General features: G+C 58.6%; 20 protein-coding genes. 10 read left to right on the top strand and 10 right to left on the bottom strand.

The features are described from left to right. Positions 1-181: 181 nt before the first annotated feature. Positions 182-3010, bottom strand: a complete 2829-nt coding sequence (locus tag IPM54_22615) for a CHAT domain-containing protein (protein MBK9262584.1) — start codon at positions 3008-3010, stop codon at positions 182-184. Positions 3011-3112: 102 nt separating this feature from the next. Here IPM54_22615 and IPM54_22610 point away from each other — a divergent pair, with 102 nt between their 5' ends. The 3 genes from IPM54_22610 (at position 3113) to IPM54_22600 (ending at position 6481) form a co-directional block, all read left to right on the top strand. After that, positions 3113-3898, top strand: coding sequence for a hypothetical protein (locus IPM54_22610; protein ID MBK9262583.1), 786 nt, complete (start codon positions 3113-3115; stop codon positions 3896-3898). Positions 3899-3962: 64 nt separating this feature from the next. Continuing rightward, positions 3963-4355 (top strand): PAAR domain-containing protein, encoded by a 393-nt coding sequence (locus tag IPM54_22605; GenBank protein MBK9262582.1) that lies wholly within the window; start codon positions 3963-3965, stop codon positions 4353-4355. Positions 4356-4705: 350 nt separating this feature from the next. Then, a complete protein-coding gene (locus IPM54_22600; protein ID MBK9262581.1) occupies positions 4706-6481 on the top strand; it encodes a VCBS repeat-containing protein in 1776 nt (591 codons plus the stop codon). A gap of 175 nt (positions 6482-6656) precedes the next feature. On the opposite strand, the gene IPM54_22595 is transcribed toward IPM54_22600, so the two are convergent. Next, on the bottom strand, positions 6657-6881 hold the full coding sequence (locus IPM54_22595; GenBank protein MBK9262580.1) for a hypothetical protein: 225 nt from the start codon (positions 6879-6881) through the stop codon (positions 6657-6659). Positions 6882-7233: 352 nt separating this feature from the next. Here IPM54_22595 and IPM54_22590 point away from each other — a divergent pair, with 352 nt between their 5' ends. Next, positions 7234-8508, top strand: a complete 1275-nt coding sequence (locus tag IPM54_22590; protein MBK9262579.1) for an amino acid permease — start codon at positions 7234-7236, stop codon at positions 8506-8508. A gap of 39 nt (positions 8509-8547) precedes the next feature. Here the strand turns inward: IPM54_22590 and IPM54_22585 are convergent, their stop codons facing one another. Continuing rightward, the gene (locus IPM54_22585; protein MBK9262578.1) at positions 8548-9459 is read right to left on the bottom strand and encodes a hypothetical protein; all 912 of its coding nucleotides are present in this window, start codon (positions 9457-9459) and stop codon (positions 8548-8550) included. A 228-nt stretch (positions 9460-9687) separates the two neighbouring features. Further along, positions 9688-10410, bottom strand: a complete 723-nt coding sequence (locus tag IPM54_22580) for a hypothetical protein (GenBank protein MBK9262577.1) — start codon at positions 10408-10410, stop codon at positions 9688-9690. Between the two features lie 100 nt (positions 10411-10510). On the opposite strand from IPM54_22580, the gene IPM54_22575 reads away from it, so the two are divergent. Continuing rightward, positions 10511-11494: an NADPH:quinone oxidoreductase family protein gene (locus IPM54_22575; protein ID MBK9262576.1), complete on the top strand. Its 984-nt coding sequence runs from the start codon at positions 10511-10513 to the stop codon at positions 11492-11494. Positions 11495-11528: 34 nt separating this feature from the next. On the opposite strand, the gene IPM54_22570 is transcribed toward IPM54_22575, so the two are convergent. After that, positions 11529-12689 carry a hypothetical protein gene (locus IPM54_22570; protein ID MBK9262575.1) on the bottom strand — a complete coding sequence of 387 codons (1161 nt, stop codon included), beginning with the start codon at positions 12687-12689 and terminating at the stop codon, positions 11529-11531. Positions 12690-12897: 208 nt separating this feature from the next. Between IPM54_22570 and IPM54_22565 the strand changes: the two genes are divergently transcribed. Then, positions 12898-13944: a hypothetical protein gene (locus tag IPM54_22565; GenBank protein ID MBK9262574.1), complete on the top strand. Its 1047-nt coding sequence runs from the start codon at positions 12898-12900 to the stop codon at positions 13942-13944. Positions 13945-14131: 187 nt separating this feature from the next. Here IPM54_22565 and IPM54_22560 read toward each other — a convergent pair whose 3' ends face one another. Next, positions 14132-15436: a glycosyltransferase family 4 protein gene (locus IPM54_22560; protein MBK9262573.1), complete on the bottom strand. Its 1305-nt coding sequence runs from the start codon at positions 15434-15436 to the stop codon at positions 14132-14134. Positions 15437-15589: 153 nt separating this feature from the next. On the opposite strand from IPM54_22560, the gene rseP reads away from it, so the two are divergent. From rseP to gor, 3 genes are read left to right on the top strand one after another with little or no spacing between them, the layout of a single operon-like run. Next, on the top strand, positions 15590-17263 hold the full coding sequence (gene rseP / locus IPM54_22555; protein ID MBK9262572.1) for an RIP metalloprotease RseP: 1674 nt from the start codon (positions 15590-15592) through the stop codon (positions 17261-17263). Further along, entirely contained in the window at positions 17256-18608 is a 1353-nt protein-coding gene (locus IPM54_22550) for a Sun protein (protein MBK9262571.1), read from the top strand. Before rseP ends, IPM54_22550 begins: the two co-directional genes overlap by 8 nt. After that, the gene (gene gor, locus IPM54_22545; GenBank protein MBK9262570.1) at positions 18605-19987 is read left to right on the top strand and encodes a glutathione-disulfide reductase; all 1383 of its coding nucleotides are present in this window, start codon (positions 18605-18607) and stop codon (positions 19985-19987) included. Before IPM54_22550 ends, gor begins: the two co-directional genes overlap by 4 nt. 2 nt (positions 19988-19989) lie before the next feature. Here the strand turns inward: gor and IPM54_22540 are convergent, their stop codons facing one another. From IPM54_22540 to IPM54_22525, 4 genes are all read right to left on the bottom strand, one after another. After that, positions 19990-20358 carry a DUF5615 family PIN-like protein gene (locus IPM54_22540; protein MBK9262569.1) on the bottom strand — a complete coding sequence of 123 codons (369 nt, stop codon included), beginning with the start codon at positions 20356-20358 and terminating at the stop codon, positions 19990-19992. Beyond that, positions 20355-20582, bottom strand: a complete 228-nt coding sequence (locus IPM54_22535; protein MBK9262568.1) for a DUF433 domain-containing protein — start codon at positions 20580-20582, stop codon at positions 20355-20357. The genes IPM54_22540 and IPM54_22535 overlap by 4 nt, the downstream gene beginning before the upstream one ends. Positions 20583-20666: 84 nt before the next feature. Continuing rightward, positions 20667-21878 carry a serine/threonine protein kinase gene (locus IPM54_22530; protein ID MBK9262567.1) on the bottom strand — a complete coding sequence of 404 codons (1212 nt, stop codon included), beginning with the start codon at positions 21876-21878 and terminating at the stop codon, positions 20667-20669. An 8-nt stretch (positions 21879-21886) separates the two neighbouring features. Further along, positions 21887-22780, bottom strand: coding sequence for a serine/threonine protein kinase (locus tag IPM54_22525; protein MBK9262566.1), 894 nt, complete (start codon positions 22778-22780; stop codon positions 21887-21889). Positions 22781-22896: 116 nt separating this feature from the next. Here IPM54_22525 and IPM54_22520 point away from each other — a divergent pair, with 116 nt between their 5' ends. Next, positions 22897-23886: a tyrosine recombinase XerC gene (locus tag IPM54_22520; GenBank protein ID MBK9262565.1), complete on the top strand. Its 990-nt coding sequence runs from the start codon at positions 22897-22899 to the stop codon at positions 23884-23886. The last annotated feature ends 42 nt before the right edge of the window (positions 23887-23928 follow it).

Genomic DNA, 23928 nt, shown 5'->3' with positions numbered 1-23928 from the left:
CGGACTAGCCTCACGCCGCATTGTGAGACATGCAATCTATTGCGAAATCGGCCGGGGTTCTCGATAACGATCCGAGATCGAACAACGCCAGTCCCGAACGGCAGTGAGGGACTTTTTATCGTGTAGCGCGGGGTTTTAACCCCGCGCGTGCGTGTAGGGCGGCCAATGTCCCACAGTAGTATTAATTCCTCGCCTGTTTTCGTCGCCGCCCACGCATCGCTGCGAACGCGACCCCGAACGCAATGATCGAAGTCCCCAAATCGTCCTTGTCCACAGCTGCCAATTGACAACCGCAACCTTTGGCTCCGCCCGGCGGTGCGATCACACCGGGTTTACCCGACGAACTGGATGCAGTCCCCGATATCGGCCCCCAATTGCCCGAAACAATGAAACTCGCCCAATAAAATGGATGTTTTCGTTCGGGCTGCGCAAGAAGTGCGAGTTGCGCCTGACGCATGGCTTCGCTGCGTCCAAGTCCTTTGCGGTACATATTTTGATAAAAACTCGTCATGAGGTCCCGCGTTGCTTCATCGTCGACTTGCCATAAGCTCATGACTTGCGTTTCCGCGCCTGCGAGCACGAGCGCTCGGCGGAGCCCTCGCACGCCCTCGCGCGCAACACGCGTGCCGACACCCGTTTCGCAAGCGCTCAGGACGACGAGCTCGGTGCCGGTGAGATTGAGTGCCGACGCTTCGTATGCCGTCAAAATGCCGTCATCCATTTGTCCCTTTCGCACATTGGCCCCAGCAAGCGCCAAACCCGAAAGAAACATGGGATTGACAATTTCGACTTTGGGGCCTTCCGCTTCGGGTGGTGCAGTTTTTATGGTGGGCAGTGCATGCGTGGGCACATCGAGCTCGATGCCGCGGCTACCTTTCGCAGCTTTTCCGGAAGCGTCCAGGAAAAACCCGTGCGTTGCGACGTGCAGAATTTTGGGCCCCGCCACTTGCTTCAATGCAGTTTCCGTTGCAACGCCCTGAACTTTGAGGTGCGCATTGGGCACGATGTCGTTGATGGCTTCCGCTTCTTGGGCCGTTCCGGGAAGTGGCGTGAACTTCACGCGCGCGAGCACGGGCAGCGAACCTCGCGGTGCTTCGGGCAGAGGCACCTGCTCCGCTTCGCCCGGAGCGTCGTAATCGGGATTGGCCACGAGCATCGGCGCGGAGCTCTCGAGCTCGTGCTGCCCGAATTGCAACAAATCCCGCCCGCTCGACAAGTACGTCACGGTATACTTTTCGGCAAGAAAGTGGCCATCCCGCGAAATGAGCGCACCGAAGGGCACGAGCGAAAGGTCACCATCGGGCGAAATCAGTAAATGCTTCACGCCGGGAAGCTCGCCCAGCAAACGAACAAAAATGATGTCGTGAAGCAGATTCAATTCTTGGAAAAACCTTTTGTCTTCGGGATTCTGCAAGCCCTTACGAATTTTCGCGACTTTGTCTTCGATGACGCTCGCACTCACGGGGAACTGAATGCGTAACACGTCACCATTGTGCCGCAGCACGTAGGCCATGTATCGAGGCGTGGATTCGCGTTCGGATGCAGCGCTGTAGAAATGCGCGCTACGATGGCGATACTGCACCAATTCGACCAAGGCCGCGTCTTCTGGAATTCGTTCAGCCACGGATTCGATCGTCACATTTTGGATGGGGATACGGCGGGACGCTCCCCACTTGCTCATCGCCGCTTCGATGGCGTCGGCTTCGCGGGTGAGTTTGACGACCTCCGCTTGGAATTCCTCGACGGTTTGTCCGCGCGGCCCGCGCGTATACATGCTCGCAAGCGTGCCTCGCACCCGCACGAGCTCGTCATAACGCTTTTTGTCCTCCTCGGACGTCATTCGTTCGCGAAAGGCTCTCGTCGTAGCCGCCATCGCTTCGAGCGCTTGCGCCTTGTTTCGCAATATCGTTCGCAAAACGAAACGCGTGACCTCTTTGTTGCCGAGGCCCATGTTCATTTGAAAAGACACGACCCGGTCGACGCTCTTTTCGAGCTGCGAAGCATAGGCCAATTTGTCTTCCTCGGTGCCGCTCGCGAGCGCATTGACGAGCCACTCTTCTTCGATGGTTTGCGCCTTGTCGCGATATTCGAGCGCTTTTTCGATTTTGCCGGTGCGCGTGAGCAAAAGTGCCCAGTCGCTGTAAAGCGCCGCCACGTCCGGATGATGCCGGCCCAGGGCTCCGACCAGGATTTTGTCGGCGCGCGCATAATTATCTTCTGCCTTTTCGAATTGGTCTGATCCCGTAAGAAACATCCCAATGAGGTGCAAGAGTCTGCCCACTTCCGGATGGTTTTCACCGTACGCACGTTTTGCGATCGGTACTGCGCGATTGTAGGCATCTGCGGCTCTGATGTAATCCCCCATTTTGCGGTACAGCGACCCGAGGTTGCTCAAGTCGAGGAACAAGCCTCGCTCTGCATTACGTTTTTCATGGATGCTGACGGCCTTCAAAAGCAATTTTTCTGCTTCGGAAAATTTGCTTATTTTTATGTAAATCGTCGCGAGTTTCGTGAGCAGCGAGGCATATTCGGATTCCCGCGTAGCGCCAGCTTTTTCTTCGAGACCCATGGCTCGCTGCAGCATCGCAATGGCGCGCTTCGGATCACCTTTTGTCGAATACAGCGACGCCAAGTTCGACAGGGCCGTCGCCAGAGCGTCTTCGCTTCCTTTGGCCTTTTCGAGCAATTCCACCGCGCGTTTCAGCAGCGGTTCGGCCGCTGCGACGTTTCCCTTGACAAGATTCATGGTGCCAAGGTCCGCAATGGCGGAGGCCGTACGCGGGTGCTCCTTGCCCAGCTTCGCCTCGCGCTCGGCCACGAGTTTTTCCGCGAGAGCGAAGGCCGCATCGTACTTGCCTTCTTCGTAGAGCCGCTCGATTTCCTTGTCGACCTTGTCGTCGTCCGAAGCGCTCACAGCGGGTTTTACCGCCTCTTCAGCGTGCACGTTCAAAGGAGCTACGGCGGCGAGCGCGAGCGCAAACGATAGAACGAGAGAACGAAGGCGGAGCATGGTGCGCGAGTGTACCGCAAAAAAATGGTGACTGTCACGCCTTGCATTCGCGTGCCCGGGCGCGATACTCTACGGCCAAACCATCGCCCCATCGTTTTTCGAATGGCCGAACCTCGATCCAACCAAACCGCATCGCCTAGCGACCTCACAGCAAGAAAGAGAACGGGGCTGCTCGTCCGGGTCGTTCTTTTCGCCATCGTCGTCATCGCGTGCGGCTTTTATTCTCGAATTTTTCAGCGCCTTTGGACGACCGTTTTCCCGCTCGCTTGCAGCACTGGAAGCACGGCGCCGCTCTTCGTGGACTTCGACGCATTTCCCGCGCGAATTGGTGATCAGGACAATTTGTGTCGAGGCGTCGGAGACGGCGAATGCCAACGAAGCGATGGAGACGACGTCGTGCGCGGCGAATGTCTCGGCGAGCGCATGCATGGCCGTTTTTCCGTGGTGAATGCAAAAGCCGGCGCGAGGCGTTGGTCGGGCACCTATTGCGACGGCCTCCCTTGCGGCGAATTCCGCATTCGTATCGATTCCGAACACGAGAATGTTTTTCGTGTGGAAAACCTGCACATTCAAGGACCGGCGACGATCTGGGAGCGAGATGGCGATCGATTCGTCGAATTTTCCGGACGGTACGATCGCGGCAAACGCGTCGGTCGATGGGTTCGTCGCGTCGAACCATCCAAGACCGTACGTATGGCGGTCATCTACGATGAACATGGCATCATGACGACGGCGTCCATGTATTGCACCAATGGTAACCTCAAAGAAATAAGGGGAAAGCGTACCTTCATTTTCGACCCCCAAGGAAAAACCATCGCCGAAGGGTCGGTTTTGGACCCCGCGACGGGCGCAGGCGCGGCAAATCCATCGCTCTGTCCCCTTCCCTAATAAAGTCGCGTTGCCCTTCCCTCGATGGGCATTTCGATGTAAGCTCGATGCTTCGGTGATCATCATGGGCATGCCCGCAGCGAAGCAAGGTGACAAAGTCGTCGGGATCGACACGCACATCATCATGGTGCCGTCTCCGGGCGGTCCGGTTCCTACGCCGACGCCGATGCCGTTTGTCGGTACGCTCTCGGGCGAACTTTCGAGCACCATTTACATAGAAGACGTCCCCGCAGCCACCAAGGGCAGCACCGCGGACAATTCACCGGCGCACGTCCCCGCGGGCGGGCCCTTCCAAAAGCCTCCAGCAAACAAAGCCACGGTGCACGAAGGTAGTGCGACGGTGTTCATTGAAGACAAACCCGCAGCGAGAATGGGCGATCCTGCCATGACTTGCAACGATCCCGCCGATGCACCGAATGGCACGGTCATCGCCTCGAGCACCGTATTCATCGATTGATGGCTCATCGGCGCGGCGTGCGCATGAGCGTCGCATAATGCGCGCCATATGCCGCGTGCCATGCAGCTTGCTTGGCAGGATCGGTCGGCAGCGAGCTGCATCAATGGCACGCCCTCGAACGATTCTGCCGAGGGCCCTGCTGCATCGCCTTCAGGCGCGGACTGCATATCCGAGCTATGCACGACCGCGCTCCGAAAGGCAAGCGCCGCGGACATACGGCACATTTCACACTCGCTGCGGGTCGGACGTTGCGAAGTCCGTTCCCTACGCGGCTCGAATCTTGTTATGCTCGCTCGAGTAGCCGTAGCGGACGGCCTTGGATATCTTTCCGCGCGACGAGTGAGGTTCACATGACGAATACGCGCACTTTCGGCGGTCGTTTTCTTCGCGGCGCCATCGCATCTGGACGTGTCGTGACGCTCGCGTCGATTTTGACTTACGCGGCCCTCGGCTGCGGTGACGATACAAGCACGAAAGGAAACCAAAGCACGACCGGAGGAACGCGCAATGTGACGTGCGACGTCGGCAAGAGCCCAGGAGAAGTGCAAGCGCCGGAATACCGAATGACGCTGCCCGGACAAACGAGTTGGTTTGCGTCGCCGGTCGTTCGAGACTTGGACGGCGACGGACAACGGGAGCTCATTGCTGCATATTACTCGGTTTTCGTGTACGATTCGCAAGGCAATGAGCTTGCGGAGGCCGATGGTGGCGACGGGCGGGTGTATGCACCGCACATCGTGGCCGATCTGGAAAATGACGGTATCGTCGATATCGTCTACGGAAGCGACCATGAAGTATGGGCGTACGAATGGAAAAATAAAACGCTTTCGGTAAAAGCGGGTTGGCCCGCGTCGACGACGACGGGAAACAATCCGCCCGAAGTTCGCGGCATGGCGGCGGGGGACATCGATGGGGACGGCATGCTCGAAATCGTCGTGACGACGACGCAGACCGTGAGCGCCGCCGATGGCGGATCGCAGGTGTTTGCCTTCCGCTCCGACGGCAAACTGCATCAACCGGCGGGAATCGGTTTTGCGGCGTGGCCAAGGTACAACAGCAAAACGGGTCCCGGCAACGATGCGGATCGTAATGGGATGGGTCACGAGGGGTATGGGTGTTATGGCCTCAATGTGGCGATTGGGAACATCGACGACGATCCGCAGCTCGAAATTCTCGCTACGTACGACAATCACCACATTCAAGCCTTCGATCACGATGGCGTGGCGATCGATGCCGCGCCCTATTTCACGAATCGAGCGAACGAATGGGATGGACAGCGGTTGACTTGGGGTCAATTCATTCGCTGGGCGGACCCGAAGGTCGAGGGCGATCATTACAATTTGCACACGGGAGAATGGCCGCATCCTTCTTTTGCAGAATGGTTGCAATGGACTGCGTCTCCTCCCAACGTCGTGGACATCGACGGGGACGGGAAAAACGAAGTCATTGGACTACCAAACATCGAGAAAAACGAACCGTACGAAACGCAAGCTTATGCCATCATGGTGCTGGAAGGCGCCCATGGAGATGGCAGTCGATCTGCAATGCGAAAACCCGGATGGGAAACATTGCCGCGTGGGGACAAACCCATCATCGTGGACGGGTGGTATCCTCCGGGAGGCGTGCCCGCGGCCACCACGGTGGACATTCAAGGTGACAAGAAGCCGGAAATCGTTGCGCCTTTCAATGACGGCTTCATTCGCGCATACGGTGCCGATGCAAAGGAAATCTGGCGATACGATTACACGCACGGCAAGTCCGTCATGTATGCAACCGAAGTGACCGTGGCCGACTTGAATCAGGATGGCTCACCCGAGCTCGTGCTTGCAACATATGGCGATCCGAATGCGCTCGATTCTGGCTATTTGGTCGTCCTGGCTGCGGATGGAACGGTTTTACACGACGTACCACTACACAACACGGGCGAACAAAATGGCAATGGCAATGGAGCGCCCGCGGCGCCGGCCATCGGAGACCTCGACGGCGACGGACAAGTCGAAATCTTCGTGCAAACGTTCGAACACGGGCTCGATGTATTCACCGTCCCAGGTTCGGCGGAAAATTGCATGATGTGGACGACCGCGCGGGGAGGACCACTGCGCATGGGACAACCAAACGGGAACTAGTCCTCGTCGCCCAATCGTACAACGCAAAGCTTTGGGGGGCTTGATTTCTCGGCGCTGCGGCGGGGCCCCGCTGTTTGAGCCGCCGAAGGCGGCGAGTTCGGGGTGCCGCATGTGCCGAGAAATCAAGCCTCCCGAAGCTCAATCCACGAAGTAGCGGGGTCGTGCTGGGTGCCCGTTATCGTTTCTTGGTGGCTTTTCCAGCTTCGAGCGCACCGGAATACACGTCGGGGTCGAATCCTGCCACGAGCGTTTTACCGACGCGCATGAGGGGCGCGCGGACGTTGCCGGTCGGTCCCAAAAGCACGGCCAGTAGCTCGTCATCCGACGGCTTTTGCTGCATGTCCAATTCCGTTTGCTTTTTTCCTTTCGTCGCAATGACGCGATCCATCTGCCGTGCCATCGCAAGAGCCGCGGCCCGATCGAGCTTCGCCTTGTTCGCGTCCGCAGTCTCCGCAATGTCTACCTGCTCTTGCGCGAGAAACTCCCGCGCTTTGGTGCACGTGGTTCACCCACGGCGATGATAATACCAGTCTGCCTTCTTGCTCATCGCTGCCTCCTCGACGGTTGCGGGCGAAGTATTTCCGGTTTTTCGAGGAACGTCAAGGCCTCGCGACATGCAACAAGCCGAAGTCGCGACGAGCGTATATCTTCGGGGTTGCCAAGCGCCGAAACATCGGCCTATAGTGCCGCTTCGTGAGCTTCTTGGCAGCGATCGCGAGCTTTGCATGAGCACACCCGGTGAGAGGGTTTCCGTGACGTCGGTCGTGCCGGGATTTCGCCGGCAACTGACGCTCTTCGACGTCTTGTGCATCGGCGTGAATGCCACCGTCGGCTCGGGCGTGTTCGCCTTGCCGGACGACATGCATCGAGCGATGGGCGGCTACTCTCCATTCGCCTTCTTGCTCTGCGCGCTCATGCTCATGCCCGTGGCGCTGTGTTTTGCCGAGCTGTCCGGACGCCACGTAGAAACGGGCGGCACGTATCTTTATGCTCGTAATGCATTTGGAAATTCCATTGGATTCGTCGTTGGTTGGTTTTGCTGGGCAAATACGTTCGTGAGTTGGGCGGCGAATGCCACACTCTTCGTCGAGCTTGCGGGAATGCGTTCACCGATCGCTTCGTCCGCCTGTTCGGCCGCGCTGGTGCTCGCCCTGGGCATCGTGAATTATTTCGGGGTCAAGCTCGGAGCCAACCTCGTCAATTTGATGGTCATCGGCAAGGTCGGAGCTATTCTTTGTTTTCTCGTCGTGGCCATTGCCGCTTTCGATCCATCGCACCTCGGAGGAACCTTGCCCAAGGGGGCGCTCGGCGTGGGACAAGGCATTTATTTGGCTCTGTTCCCATTGCAAGGATTCGAGGTTGCTCCCATTGCGGCCGGAGAAACGCAGAAGCCGAAACGAAATGTCCCGCTTGGTACGGTCGGCGCGCTTCTCTTGTCGGCGCTCCTCTTCGTCGTCGTGCAAGCGATGCTCGTCGGAGTCTACCCGCGAATTGGTGCCGAATCCGGTCAGCCGCTCGTCGATGCGGCGCGCTATCTGGGCCCCACCATTGGTCTCGTCGTCGTGATCGGAAGTCTCGTCTCGGTCGGCGGCTTTACCGCAGGCAGCGCGCTCGGTTCGCCCAGGTACGCGCAAGCCATTGCAGCGCACGGCCTGATGCCACGCGCGCTGGCACGCGTACACGACCGGTGGGGAACGCCGCACGTCGCAATCGCTTGGACCACGGTCATCACGGCCATTCTCGCGTTTTTCTTCGATTACCGAAGACTCGTGGGAATGTCCAACATCACCGTCGTGATTCAGTACTTTTTCACGTGCGTGGCCGTGCCGGTGTTGCGCAGAAAAGAAGGCGAGTCGCAAGGATTCCGAGTGCCCGGAGGCAAAATCATTCCCGTTGTCGGTGCCATGGGCTCGATTGCGCTCGTTGCGGGCGCGGACAAACCGGAGTTCATTTTTGCCGCCGCAACGCTGGTCCTCGGAATCCTCGTCGCCTTCGGAACGAAGCAATTGCAGAAAGACCCAACGTAATCACGCAAGCGTGGTCCAGACTTGGGCCTTTCCTATGCTTCACTTCCGCAGCTTGATCTTGCCCGACGCTGCCAAACATGCGTCGCGTACGGGATAGATCTTCGTGGCCCAAACCCGCCCATTACGCTCCTCCTCTTTCACCGTGGAGAAGCCATCCGTCTCCGCGACGACCTTGACCTTTTCGAGCACCGATGCGTCGCCGATTGCGCCCAAAATATTGCAGCCCAAAGTGCGATCACCCGGCAGGTCCTCGAGCAAGAGCTCCACAGCGAGAGGAATGCCCTCCTTGCACTTCGCCTCCTTGAAATAATCCATCACCGATACGCGCGCGACGATGTTCGCGCCCGTGGCCGACTCCGCAATCGCGGCGCAATGTTGCGTACTGCCCTTGTCGATGAGCCATTTCGTGATGTGATCGAGGCCGTAGAGCACGTCATTCTTTCGGCTCTTTTCCACGGCGAAAAACTTCGGGCCCTTGTGGGAACCCAAATACTTCACGAACTCCGCCTCCACAGGCTTCCCCTTGCCCTCGAGCTCACCCAAAAGCTTCGCCCCTTCTTTGTTGTTGCCCCAATGCACGACGTGCTCGAAAAGATACGCATAGTGGCCACATTCGGCCATTTTGTCGGCCATCGACGCGACGAACGAATACTCGTCCTTCGACGCATCGTCGTACTTCTGCACGACGTCGTCACACGTTGCCGCAAGCGCCTTTCCCGGCCCGCGGAGCCTCTCGAGCTGGTTGCAGGCATACTCTTTGTCACTGTCCGATCGCGCCATCGACTCGCCATTGCAAACCTTCTCGAGGTATGCTTCGTCCTTTCGACTGACCGCGCTGTTGATCGACGTGATGTCAGCCGGCGCAATGAGGCCAGTGACGAGACTGCACCCGGTGGCCAGCGTCATGAAGAACAGGGTAACGGCCGCATTTTTTATCGTCTTCTTGTTCATGTTCGGTCCTGAAGATGGTTATTCATCGGCATCATCGCACGAATGGACGATCTCTTCACGAAAAATGCGCCCCCGCGACACCACCATCGTCACTTGAGATGCGTTGCGACCATTAGTGTCATGGAGTACTTTTCAGTGCCAACAACGCGAACCTGCTCACACACAACAAAGTTGTCTCAATTGCATTCAAACCGAAACCTTTGCATTAAAAATATCGCCGCATGTGCGCTAAAACGATCCTGAAATCGAAATCCCGCCCGGATGAGGTGCAATCGAGATGCTCACGGGGAAACCATTGGTTTTAGGTGGCAGCATGGTTGTGGATGGTTTCGATTCGTTGCGCAATTTTTCATAATCGGCGAAATCAGTGATGGCTGCGGTAGGCTGCGTCCAGATTTGAAGCTCGGACAGCGCAATCCCGCCGATGGAATTGATCAGACCCGGGATCGGGCGCCCATATCCCACGCCGAGCACGAGTCCGACGCCGATGGATACGCCAATCGACGTCGCGTGGTTCACCCACGAGCGCCTTAGTTTTTGGTCCTTTGCCGCCGCTTCGAGCAAATGTTCGGCAAACGCGAGCTTGCGGCGACGCTCTTCGGGCGAACGAGCGGGGACGCGTGCGAGATCTCTCTGCGCCGTGCGCGCTGGAAATGGCAAAACACCGAGCGGAATGACGCCCAACGTGCTCGCCGCCGCCCCCACGGCCATGTCGATGCGCGTGCCCTTGTCCGGCGTCGCAATGGCCCAGACAAACTGCCCCATCGAGAGCGCCGTCCAGCCGTAATACCAAGAGCTCCACCACATATTGGCTGGCCCTGCCCCGCGCGCAAGACGCGCCTCGATAAAAGCAAGCCTGCGCGAAACCTCGGTATCAGACGGCGGGGCAGCGTCAGCGCGCGAGACTTCGAGCATGAGCACGAGGGGAACTGCGACGACGGCGAGGCGCATGATGAGGACAGATTACGGGATTTTGGGATTGTCGGGGCTTTTTTCTTCGACGACTTTGCCACTCTTTTCTTCCCCGATGAAGGCGCGGTATATCATCGACATGAAGGCGGTTGTTTGCAAAAAGTTCGGCCCACCGGAAGACCTCGTCATCGAAGAGCTCGACGAACCGACGCCAGCAAAGGGGCAGGTCGTCGTCCAAGTTCATGCGGCGTCCCTCAATTTCCCTGATCTTTTGATCATCGAAAACAAGTACCAATTCAAGCCAACGTTGCCATTTTCTCCGGGCGGCGAGGTCAGTGGTATCGTGGCTTCCGTGGGCGAAGGCGTTCGTAGCGTAAAACCCGGCGATCGTGTCGTCGCTTGGGCGCCTTTTGGATGTTTCGCCGAAAAAGTCGCATTCGACGAAGCGATGGTCATTCCCATCCCCGAGGGCATTTCCTTCGAGGCTGCTTCGACGCTGCTCATTGCGTATGGAACGACGTACCATGCTCTCGTGGACCGGGCCGAGCTGAAAAAAGGTGAAACACTCGCGGTGCTCGGCGCGGCGGGTGGCGTTGGCCTTGCTGCGGTCGAAATGGGAAAGCTTCTTGGCGCGCGCGTCATTGCTTGCGCGTCATCCCAAGAAAAACTCGCCGTCTGCCAATCTCGCGGTGCGGATGCCCTCGTCGATACGTCGCGCGAAGACGTGCGTGAGCGATTGAAAGCGCTTGCTCCTGCGGGCGTCGACGTCGTTTATGATCCCGTGGGGGGTGCCCTGTCCGAAATGGCCTTGCGCGCGATGTCATGGAAAGGGCGGTTTCTCGTGATTGGGTTTGCCGCGGGAGAGATCCCCAAAATTCCCCTGAACCTGGTCTTGCTCAAGGGCTGCAGCATTGTCGGCGTTTTTTGGGGCGCTTTTACGTCGAAGGAAACGACGCGATATCGAGAAGGTTTGGCGGAGTTATTCGCGTGGGTGCAAAACGGTGCGCTCGTGCCTCGAATTGCGGGAACCTACAAGCTCGAAGACGCGCCGCGGGCGCTCCGAGAGATGGCAGCGCGAAAGGTCATCGGTAAGCTCGTGCTGGTGACGGACTCGAGAGCGTAGCGTTTGCGTTTGAAAAGCAGCGTTTTTGGAACGTTCATTTCGTATCGATGTCGTAAATCAGCGATTCGATGACGGCCGGTGCCTTCGTCCCGCCAATCCCACATGTGGGCAGTTCATTCTCGGGAACATTCCAAGCACGCCGTAGATGACTCTCGAATGAGCCGGCAGATCCTTGATATGTGCTCATCCCGACCCGCAGGCAAGTCGTGCCCGTACGCTGACGCGCTCGATTGATCTTTGCGACATCGCTTCCGACTGATTTGGATGCTCGTGGCGACGCCCATACGCCATCCATCCAAGCCGTCGTTTCGAGCCACTTCTTTTTCGCGTCGTCGAATGGGGGCACTTTGCCTTTCGATGCACCGAACAGGGACACCAAAAAAGCTGCTGCAGGATCCGATGGTCCGACAATCAACACGTAATCGTGGACATCCGCATTCGAGCCCTGCGCGTCGATGGCGTCGTGGACGACTCGAAGCATTTGCGGCCAAAAGGAAATGAATGCCAGGGACGCCCGTGAATCCTCGGGCGTCGTCCTCATGACTTTGGCAACACCCGTTCCAATTCGACGGCACTCAGCGGGCGGCTCCTTATCGAATGCCTCGCATTCTTTCGGCGCTTTGACCTCGATATAGAGCTTCACTTCCGCGTTTGAACGTCGCGTTTCGAGGAACGCATCGAGCACGCTGCGTAGGGTGTTGTGTGAAAGAAACGCCCTTGCAACGGGCGATGCATCGACCGTTTTCCAAACCGGCTGATTGTGCACGACCACCACTTCGTCAGGTTTTATGTTCGTCAGCCCAGAAGGCGCCACGTGCACGTCGAGCTCCACCGAATTCAATCCATATCCGTGAAATGATCGCTTCATGAGGCGCACCGCATGATCCGCGCGCGTCCAGCGCCTGCCATCGACCATGCGCTCGTGCGATCGGCCGCCTGTTTCATCAACCACCATCGCATATTCCCGGTACGCTCCAAGCACGTGTCCGACACGAAGCAACGTCGGCGCGGGCTTTTGCCCCACTGCGGCAAGCACCTCGTTCATTTCCTTTTCGGACCTCGTGAGCGTGTCGGGTAATTCTGCAGAATGCAGCCGGCCCGGGCTTTCGAAAACTGGGAGAATGCTCGTCGCACTTCCGCATGCAGACGTGAGCAACGCACAAGCCGTCGTGAATATGAAAGGGATACGCTTCATGATTTTTCGTGGAAGTCGGATGGTTGTTACATGAAATGCCATCAAACATCGTGCCATTGCAAACTACAAGCGCAATCGCTCGATCCGCACCACGCAGGGTTTGCGCAATCACGCAAAACGTTCGCCCGATTCATTCTGTGCCGCCACGATGAAGCGACGCCCTCGACCGCTCTTGACAAGAGGGTGCCTTGCTGCTCCGATGGAATTCATGCGTGCCCGAGCTTCGTTTTCGTTTCGCGCTGGCGTTGCCCTCGGCGGCTCCGCTTTGGTCGTTGCAATCGCGTTCATGGCATGCCGTCCGGCTCCGGTCGTCGTGACGAACGCCGACGAAGCTCTTTTGGTTCGTCCGCAAAATTCCGCATCCGCCACGTCCAGCGCGTCGGCAAAACCCCCGCCCCTGCTCGTGCCGGAACAAACTGCACGCGAGCTGCCGCCATTTTCATGCCCGCCGGACAGAACGGTCGAGCTATTGGGGTCGACGTTTTGCATCGTCCTCGAACCCCGCAATTGGCACGATGCAGAAGCGCATTGTCAAGACATTGGCGCGCATTTGGCCCTCATGAAAAATAGCTCGCTGCCGAATGCGCTCCGCCAGGCAATGGTTTCACCGACCGAGGTCGAGCGATTTTGGATCGGTTTGGCGGAGCCCAGGGAAGGGCGCTGGATTTGGTCGAACGGCGCGCCGATGAAGTTTGCCGCGTTTCGCAAAGGCGAACCCAACAACGCCGGTCGAGGTGAAGATTGTGGCGAATGGGTCGTCGAGGATGGGGGCTGGAACGATGGTGATTGCTTTCGACCTCTGCACTTCTTGTGCGAAGCTCCTACGTCTCCGCCTGGTAGCCGCGCCAAACCCATGGCTTGTCCGGGCAAACGTTTCACCATTGGAAAAACCGATTATTGTTTACAAGGTCCCGCGACCTGGGAAGTCGCACAAAAAACGTGCTTTCGTGATGGCGGCGAATTGGCGATGATCGATACGGAGGCGGAAAATGCATCGTTGTTCGAGCATCTCGGCGCAAAGTTTGTCGTAGCGAACGTGTGGATTGGTTTGTCGGACGAAGCCGACGAAGGTCAATTTCGTTGGATTTCGGGTGATCCTCTGGAGTCATCGGCATGGCGAACTGGAGAACCGAACAACGTGGGCAATGAAGATTGCGTCGAATGGGTCGCATCGGACGGCCGGTGGAATGACCTTCCCTGCTCGATATCGCGCCCGAGTTTATGTGAAAAGCCAGCGCCCGTCGTGGCACAATGACGAAAGGCCAGCAAACAGTTTGATGAGAGGGAAAATCGGGGGGTATGGGGGGGCCGAGCCTCGCCGTGCTTTTGTGCGAAGCGCAAAAGCACCGGGAGGCGAGCCTCGGCCCCCCCATCGTAAACAAAGTCTCGCGAAGCGCGCGTCCCACGCGCGCGAAGCGAGGGTACAAATTCTGGCCCGGATTCTAGAAGTTTGCTTCCGACGGAATCGATTTGTGCCTGAGCGCAACGCTGCGTAATGCTTCGGCAAACTGCCCCGCAATCGCGCGGCGATTGTACCGCTCGATATCGATGGGACTCGCCGGACCAATGATCTCCCCCTGCTCGAATGCGCGCACGTACCGCCCGATGGCGTCGGCAATGGCCACCGGATCGCGCGGATTTACCACGATGCCCAAATTATGGTTTTCGATGAGACGGCTGATTGCACCCTGCGGAGCAAGCGCGAGAAGCGGCCTGCGCAGGTGCATGATCTCGAATATTTTTGCAGGGTACATCGATTCCGCGCCGGGCACGGCATCCAGAATCAAGAGCGCCACGTGGCTCTGAGCGAGCATCCGCAGTGCCTGCTCGCGCGGAAGAACGCCCGTCCGACGAACACATGGCAATGGATTTTCGTTGAAGAGGGCCTCTTCCGTCGGCACGATACGTCCGACGAAGCGCACGTCGAGACGCGACAAAATGGCCGGATCGCGCTCCTGCAAAATGCGCAGCGCCGCCAAAAATGCCTTTGGCGATGTATGACGAAAGGTCGTCCCCGCGTACGTCATGACAAACTTTTGTAAGGGCGCATGACGTGGAGGCGGCGGTTCATGGGCGATGGATTCAAAGTCATCCGGATCGTAGCCGTTCGTAATGGTAACGACTCGGTCCGGATCCAATTGAGGAATCCGCTGCAAGAGATTCTGCCGGAATTCGTCGGTCGCCGTGACGATCATGGCGGCACGGCGCGCGAGCGCCGGCTCGAGCTGATCGATGATACGCGTCGCCCAAGGTCCATCATGCATTTCATACGACGCAGCCATGCGCCATTCGTCGCGATAATCCAAGACAAACGGAACCCGAGCGAGCGGCCCGAGCAAAAACGGCGAAAACGGTGGCGCGCTGACGAGCACGACATCCGCAGCCGCCGAAAGCCGACGCAGCTCCGGCGCCGCCGACGGCAACCACAATATTTGCGGATCAGGAACGAAAAATCGACTCGCCAAACGAGCAATCGCTCGACGAACAGGGTTTGGTTTTGCTGCGTCCCGCCAAACCTTGGCTTTGGCCTTGTAGCTCGGCTCGAGCGTCCGCGTGCGAACGACCACGGTGCGTTCCGGAATGTCGCGAAGCAGGTTGGCATCTTCAATGGGAACGGACGGATTTTTCGCCGTGAGCACCATCGGCTCGACACCAAAGTCCGGCAGGTATTTGACGAGTTTGGCGACGCGTTGGACGCCTACCCCACCAGCCGGCGGAAATGAGTACGACACGATGAGCACTCTCACGACGGAACCCTCCCTTTCCGACCCTTGGTGCGTGGCAACGATTGCACGTGGCTCTGGATGATGCAAATTCCGGAGCGATCCCGGGAAGATGCCGTCCGGGTCGTCACGTTGTCCTTTCATTCGTGACTGATTTGGCATACAACACGGCCCGGCGTGGACCTTCTCTACTTCGCTCTGCTCTGTTCGGTGCTCATCTTCGTGCACGAGCTCGGGCATTTTGTGTGGGCCAAAATCTTCGGCGTGAAAGTCCTCACGTTCTCGATCGGTTTCGGCCCGAAGGTGTTTCGGCTTCGCGGACGTGAGACGGAATATTGCATCGGCCTCTTGCCGCTTGGCGGTTTCGTCAAGATGCTCGAGGAAAATCGGCAGGAGCCGGTGTTGCCCGAGGATCGAGCGCGTACGTTCGAATCGCAGGCGTTGTGGAAACGCGTCATCATCGTGATGGCCGGACCTGCAATGAACGTGCTTTTCCCGGTGCTGCTTTACTTTTCGGTGTTCATCGGAGAAACACGGTTCACGCCGCCCACGGTGGGTTTCGTTTTACCTGGCCACCCTGCGGAAGGCAAATTGCTTCCGGGTGACCGAGTGCTCGCGGTCGATGGCGAGCACATTTCGACGTTTGCCGAATTGGCGCGCATCATCGCGAAGAGCCCGGGTCGAGATTTGCGGCTGACGGTTTTTCGCAACACCGAACACGTCGAAGTGGTCGTGGTGCCCGAAGAAAAGGTCATTCACAAGCCTCTCGACATCGTCGACACGGTTGGGGAAATTGGAATCAAGCCGAATCGACCGGCGGCGGTCGTCGGCATATCGCGGCCGGATTCACCGGCGTATCGAGCGGGTTTGCGCACGTTCGATTTGGTCACCGAAGTTCGTGGTCGCCCGGTAAAAACGTTCGCGGACCTCGAGCTTGCGCTGTTCGACAATCACGGCGAAACCGTCCCCGTGACCTATTTGCGTCCCGTCAAGGTGCCGAGGGCCCTTGGAGGAATGGCCGACATGGCCGTCTACGAATCCGGCGTCGCGGCGCTTTCGCCGGAATCCACGCCCGGCGATCTCCTCATGCGTACGGGAATCGAAGACGCGGATTTGTACGTATTCGACGTCGCGGAGGGTTCGGCGGAATGGAACGCCGACATGCGTCCTGGCGATCGCATCGTCGAGGTCGATCAGACGGAGGTCACCGCGTGGGCCACATTTTTGGAAAAATTGTTTGCCGCGCCGGATCGTCCGCATATGGTCACCTGGCTGCGCAACGGGCAAAAAAAGAGCGGAACGATTCTTTTGCGCCGGGAGGATTGGATTGACGAATATGGCCAGCGTCGTCCAAGGTATTTCGTGCGCGCGGCGAATTGGTCACCCGTCGTGCCCGAACCCGTCGTCGAACACGCGTCGCTCGTGTCTTTTGCATTAAAAAGCGCGCTCGCGGAAACATACGATGTCATTCGATTCATCGTGGTCGGGATCGTGCGTATCGCGGAAGGCCGCGTGAGCATTTCGACGCTCGGCGGGCCCATTACGGTCTACGACCTGGTGGGCGAGGAGGGATCCAAGGGGGCGTCCTATTTCGTCTGGGCGATGGCCGTGATTTCCATCAATCTCGGCCTCGTCAATTTGCTCCCAATTCCCGTGCTGGACGGGGGACATCTGTTGTTTTTCTTGTTCGAGGCGATATCGCGACGACCTCTGCCGCTCCGCGTGCGAGAAATTGCGAGTTTGATGGGCCTTTGTGTACTCGTTGCGCTCATGGCCGTCGCGTTCAAGAATGACGTCGAAAGGCGGTGGGACGTGATTCAGGGCCAAGTGCGGGAGCTCGTCGATGAGTAACGCGCGGCAAGTCGCAGAGCGCGTGCTTTCGCGCGTGTGGGGCTCGGATGCGTTTGCTGCCGCGGTGCTCGACGCCGAGATCGGTCGAATGGCGGGTATGGATCCGCGCGATGGCGCGCTTGCCACCGAGCTCGTCTATGGTGTGCTACGCACGCAGCAGGCGCTCGAATCGCGCCTCTTGGGGCTCACGAAAACGGGACGAATCGATTTGCCCGAGGCTGCTCGGGCGCATTTACTGATGGCCGCGTATTCGATATGCTTTTTGGATCGGATACCGACATTTGCAGCGGTGAACGAAGCGGTTTCTGGAATCGCTGCGACGGGTGATGCGCGCGCTGCATCATTTGCGAATGCAATTTTACGCAAGTTGGCCACGACCATCGACACGGAGGGGCGACCATCGCTATCGGAAGCCGTTGCGGCATCGGCGCCGGGTTGGCTTCGCGGTGCATTGCGACGATCGCTCGGACGGCGGGAAGCGGAGGCTTATCTTGCGGCGGGGCCCGTACCGCCACCCATTGGTTTGTCGCTGCGAATGAATGAAGACCGCGCAGCATGGATGTCGGAGCTGCGAAAAGCGTGTCCGGATGCATCATTCGAGCCGGGAAAAGCATCGCCGCGGGCCATTCTGGTGCGCGGAGCGGGGGACGTGCGGCGGCTTGCTGGCGCAGGGAAAGCGTGGATCGTGCAGGAAGAAGGCGCGCAAGTCGTGGCGCTCGCGCTCGGGGCGCGCACGGGCGATCGGGTGCTCGATGCGTGCGCGGGCCGAGGAAACAAGACGTGGATATTGGCGGATGCGGTGGGACAAACGGGGGCCGTGGATGCTGCTGATTTGTATGCCTCGAAGCTCGAACGATTGCGCGAAACGCCTTTTGGTCAATCCGTACGACAAACCTTTGCCGTGGATTGGTCGATTGAGAATCCTACGGGAGCGATACCGCCGCATGATTACGATCGAGTGCTCGTGGATGCGCCGTGTTCGGGCACGGGAACGTTGCGACGGCGGCCGGAAATTGCATTGCATCGGAGCGCGGACGATGTGACTCGTTTGTCTGAATTGCAGACGGCGATCGTGCGGAATGCTGCATTGCACGTCAAGCCGCAGGGAAAGCTCGTGTATGCCGTGTGTAGCGTTTTGCGCGAAGAATCGGAAAACGTCGTGGAAAAGCTCGTGGAAAAGCCGCTTGATAATGGCATGACGCTGGCGCCGGCGGCCTTCGATTCGGACATTTTGCGATCACTTGCTCCGGAGGGCGCGACGACGATGCGCCTGTTGCCGCACGTGCAAGGCACCGACGGGTACTTTTTGGCAAATTTTGAAGTGAAACCACGAGGTTGCACATGACGACGACCTACGATTTCGATCTGTTCACGATTGGCGCTGGTTCGGGGGGAGTTGCGGGCAGCCGGCGAGCGGCGTCGTATGGGGCGCGCGTGGCGATATGCGAATCGCGTCGCGTGGGCGGCACGTGCGTGCTGCGCGGGTGCGTCCCGAAAAAGCTGCTGGTGTACGGATCGCACATTGCGGAAGAATTGGAAGATGCGCGTGGGTTTGGCTGGACAATTGGCGAACATCGACTCGATTGGATGGAGCTCATCGAGAGAAAGAACCGCGAGCTCGATCGGTTGAATGGAATTTACGTGCGCATGCTGCGTGACGCCGGCGTGCAGATCATCGAAGGACACGCCAAGGTTCTCGATCCGCATACGGTCGAGGTCGATGGGACGAAGTATTCCGCGCGGTACATTTTGGTAGCAACGGGGAGCCGTCCCGTGAGGCCCAACATTCCGGGTGCCGAATTGGGGATTTCCTCCGATGAAGCATTGGATTTGCCGTACGTGCCGAAACGAGCGCTCATTGTGGGGGGCGGATACATCGCCGTGGAATTCGCGTGCATTTGGCGAGCGGCTGGTAGTGATGTGACGGTGGCTTTGCGCGGTGACAATGTGCTTCGCGGATTCGATGACGACGTGCGCGAAAGCGTCACGGAAGGAATGACGAAGCGAGGCATTTGCGTTTTGCGAGAAACGCTGGTTCGAAGTTTGGAACGAACGGATACCGGTACGTTATCGGTTCGGCTTGCGGGCGGAGAAATCATCGAAACCGATGTGGTTCTATTTGCGACAGGGCGCACGCCGAATACGGAAAACGTGGGACTCGATGCGGTGGGCGTGCGAATGAGTGCCGTCGGGGCCATCGAGGTCGATTCTTATTCGATGACGAGTGTGCCGAGCATTTTTGCGGTTGGTGACGTGACGAATCGCATCAACTTGACGCCCGTGGCGATTGCAGAGGCACGTGCCGTTGCCGAAACGTTGTTCCACAACAGACCCACTGAAATGGATCACTTGAACGTTCCGTGTGCCGTATTTTCGCAGCCGCCGGTGGGTGCCGTGGGCCTCACGGAGGCTCAGGCGCGGGCGCACGTGGGCAAAATCGACGTGTACCGTGCTCGATTCAGACCGATGAAGCACACGTTATCGGGGCGTGACGAACGCACGATGATGAAGCTCGTGGTGGACCGCGCAACGCAAAGGGTGGTCGGGGCGCATATGGTGGGCAGTGATGCGCCGGAAATCATTCAAGGCGTAGCGATAGCGATTCAATGTGGAGCGACCAAGGCGCAATTCGATCGCACGGTGGGTATTCACCCGACAGCGGCGGAAGAATTCGTGACGATGCGGGATCCCGTGCCGGATAGGGATGATTTGGAGGCGGAGTAGAGCTATGTGATGCGGCGAATGCGGATCCGGTGAGGCTCAACGACCACGAGCGCACCTCGAAGATCGTCTTCAAGTAACGATCTAATTGCATTCAATATGGCTGCATTCAAGTCCGTAATTGGGGTCTCGTTTGGATAGCGTGTGACGATTATTCCAGCGTGTGTACCGAGCGGATACGTGCGCACGTCTGCAAAACCAAGATCAGCCGTGATGACCGCGCGCTGGTGTGTTACGGCGAATCGGTACACTTCAGCGTCGCTGCACCCACGAAGTCCGACATCTCGAACGTCTTCGGCATCAAAGCCGCCCGCTCGTAATGCTCTGGCAAGCGACCGCGGCAAATCCTCGTCCACGAGAAATCGCATTGTCACGATGCCATTCGAACTTCTTCATCGGCCACGAGCTGGGCGGCATACGCAAGAGCCGCAAGCACATCTTCACGAGCAACGCCGTATTCATCCGCAACCTCGGTAGGCGTCATACCTGTAGCAACCTTCCCGACAAGCAGGGCGACGGGAACACGCGTGCCAGCGATGACGGGACGCCCGCCACGAATTGAAGGATCAATTGAAATTCGGGGCGCGATGAGTGTCATGGGAACCTCACGTCATTGTAGCAGGAAAAAGTAACAACAGCTAATCGCGAGGTGGCAATTTAGCAACAGTGCCGTCCTTTTCCGTTACCGCATCGCAAAAAACACCGCCGCGGCCACCGCAAGCACCGCAATCACGGCCAGCGCATACGTGAGACCATTCGCCGCAGGTTTCGCTTTCGCCGACTTCTTCTTTTTCTTCTTCGTGGTCGTCGATGCCGGCTTCGATGGCGCCACCAGCTTTTCCGAATCGCCCTCCACGGCTGGCGCGGGCGGTGTCGGAGGCGGTGCCGATTTCCGTTTTTCTTCCGGTTCGTGGCCAAACGGCAAAACCTCGAGCGCGTCGACGAGCTCTTTTGCCGTCTGATACCGCTCGTACGGATCCTTTTCGAGCAATTTCCGAATGATACCGTCGAGCTCGGACGGCACATTCACGCCCGGCGCACGCTCCGAAAAGGGCGGCGGCAAGGTCACGCGATGATGATTGAACATTTCGACAGGATCGGTCGAATCGAATGGATGCTTGCCCGCGAGCATTTCGTACATGATGACCCCGAGCGCATAAAGATCGGCTCGTTCGTCGACCGCATCCATTCCGTGCGCGGATTCGGGCGCGAGATACCTGATCGTTCCAAAAATGACGCCAACACCCGTGAGACGTGATGCCGGTCGTGTTTCGCGTGTTGCCGTGAGCGGAAGTTTGTCCGCGCTCATCTTGGCAAACCCGAAGTCGATGAGGTGGGGCACCATGTTCTTGTCGAGCATGATGTTGCGAGGCTTCATGTCGCGATGGACGATCCCGAGTGCGTGCGCCGCTGCGAGCGCTCCCGCAAGCTGTTTTGCAATGCGAACGACGCGATCCACGGGCATGGGACCGTCGCAAATCAAGTCACCGAGGTTCCGCCCCTCGATGTAGTCGAGCACGAGAAAGTACGCGCCATCATCGAGTTTTCCGAAGTCGGTCGCATTCGCGATGTTCGGATGACGCACGTGCGCACCCACCACGGCCTCACGTTCGAACCGAGCGACGATCTCCGGTTGTTCATCGACCTCGGGATGCAAAATCTTCACGGCGATGCGCTTGTGCATGTGCACGTGCTCGCCGAGATACACGGCACCCATGCCACCCGTCGCGATGAGATCGACGATGCGATATCGACCGGAAATGACGGTGCCGATGATCGCTCGTGCACGATCCTCGGCCTTGTCGACGACTTTCTCGTTGGCCTTGTCGACGTCCATGTTCGACACGCTCGCGGTGCCGACGGTGATGTTCGTGCTTTCGTTGCTCGAGGACATGAGGTGCTTCAACCGGGCAGGTGAAAAGTTTGTCGCACGCGCTCGGCGCTGGGGCCTCGAGCATTCCGCAGAATGCGTATGAGCTCGTTCCACAGGGTGGGAACGTAGGGGTAACGCTGGTCCCGATTGATCGCCAACGCACGCTCGACCCACATGTCGATCTCTTCGGGAAGCTCGGGCCTGAACGAAGAAAGCTTCGGTCGTGGAGCCGTCGTTACGGCGAGGAATAGTTCTTCATTCGACGCACCTCGGAACGGAGGCCGGCCCGCAAGCGCGCGATAGACGACCGCGCCGAACGAGTAGACGTCGGTGCGATGATCGAACGGCTGAGCAAGCCACATCTCGGGCGCGATGTAGGTCGGCGACCCCGCGATCATGCCTGCAGCCGTGAGCGCTTCGGCTCCCATGATCTTGGCAAGACCAAAATCCATGAGCCGCACACCACCGCCTTGATCGGACGAAACGAGAAAGATGTTCGCGGGCTTCACGTCGCGATGAATGATGCCCATGCCATGCGCCGCATGCAGCGCACGCGCGACCGGATCGAGTGTTTGGAGGACATCGAAAACATTTAGTTTGTCCCCAAACGTTTCGATGTCGCGCAAATGCACTTCGAGGTTTTCGCCGATCAAGAACTCCATCACCATGTAGACGGTGCCTTCGGGATCGGTGCCGAATCCATGCACGCGCACGACACTCGAACCCCACAGCGCGGCGAGCGATTGCGCTTCACGCCAAAGACGAACGGAATATTGAGGGTCGTCTTCGATCTGCGTGCGCAGAAGCTTCACGGCGACTTGATTGCCGTTCGAGAGATCCGTCGCTCGATGGACAACCCCGTGACCTCCACGTCCTAGCTCTTCATGGAGCTGGTACCGGCCATCGAGCGTTTCGCCTTCCATAGGATCGCACTCGTCAATGTACCCTGCCCATCGCGAGGGGCCTACTCTCTCGTCGCTGCCTCCTCGCACTGCCGTCTCTTTGCCCGAAGCCCAGGGGCGATGCTACGCAAGGTGCCGTGAGACGCTCGGCTCAGACATCCGCCCGTCCATGCGCGGAGCTCGAGGAAGCAACCGTACGGTTCGTGCGGCACTTGGACGAAGAGCGTCAAGCGTCGCCGCACACGGTCGCGGCGTATCGACGAGACCTCGCGCAGCTCGTGGCGTTCGTTCGAGACAAACGGCCTCAGCTAGAGCGACCGTCCGAGATTGACGTCTTTGTCTTGCGCAGTTTTTTGGGGCAGCTAGCACGCACGCATGCGCCACCGTCGATCGGGCGAAAAGTCGCGGCCATTCGAACTTTTCTACATTTCCTGGAAGTGCGCGGAGAGATCACGACAAACCCTGCCGCGGCCCTCGAGCTGCCCAAGGTGCGCAGGCCCTTGCCAACGTTCGTGAACGTCGATGCAGCAGCGGAAATCGTCGAAGCTCCAGACGAAAGCACGGCCGAAGGCCAGCGTGATCGCGCCATGCTCGAAGTCATGTACGGCTCGGGGCTGCGCGTATCGGAGCTCGTGGGGCTCGACGTTGGCGATGTCGAGATCGATGCCGATGGAGGACGAGCTCGCGTGATCGGCAAAGGACGCAAAGAGCGCATCGTTCCGTTTGGCTCGCACGCAAGAAGCGCGCTTTTGCGGTGGCTCGGGTGCCGTGAAGAGCTGCGTCATCCGAAGACGGGCGCGATCGACGAGCGCGCGCTGTTCGTTTCACGCCTCGGCAAACGCATCGGTGTGCGGCAAGTGCAGCACTTGGTGAGGCGTTACGGTGCGCTTGGCGCAGGGCGAGCGGACATGCATCCGCACGCGCTCAGGCACACGTTCGCCACGCACTTGCTCGATGGCGGAGCGGACTTGCGTGCGATCCAGCGCATGCTCGGGCACGCGAGTTTGTCGACGACACAGCGGTACACGCACGTGTCGACTGAGCATCTGATGAAAGTTTACGACTCGGCGCATCCGCTCGCGCGACGTGAGGCTTCCGCGCGCAGGCGCGCAAGAAGTGGTGGATGAAGCCGGGGCAAGTCTTGCGAGCATGGTCAGGGGCGCATCGTT

The organism is Polyangiaceae bacterium (genome assembly GCA_016715885.1).
Classification (GTDB): domain Bacteria; phylum Myxococcota_A; class Polyangia; order Polyangiales; family Polyangiaceae; genus Polyangium.
The sequence above is the reverse complement of the archived record's forward strand: the minus strand, read 5'-3'. Positions and strand labels throughout refer to the sequence as shown.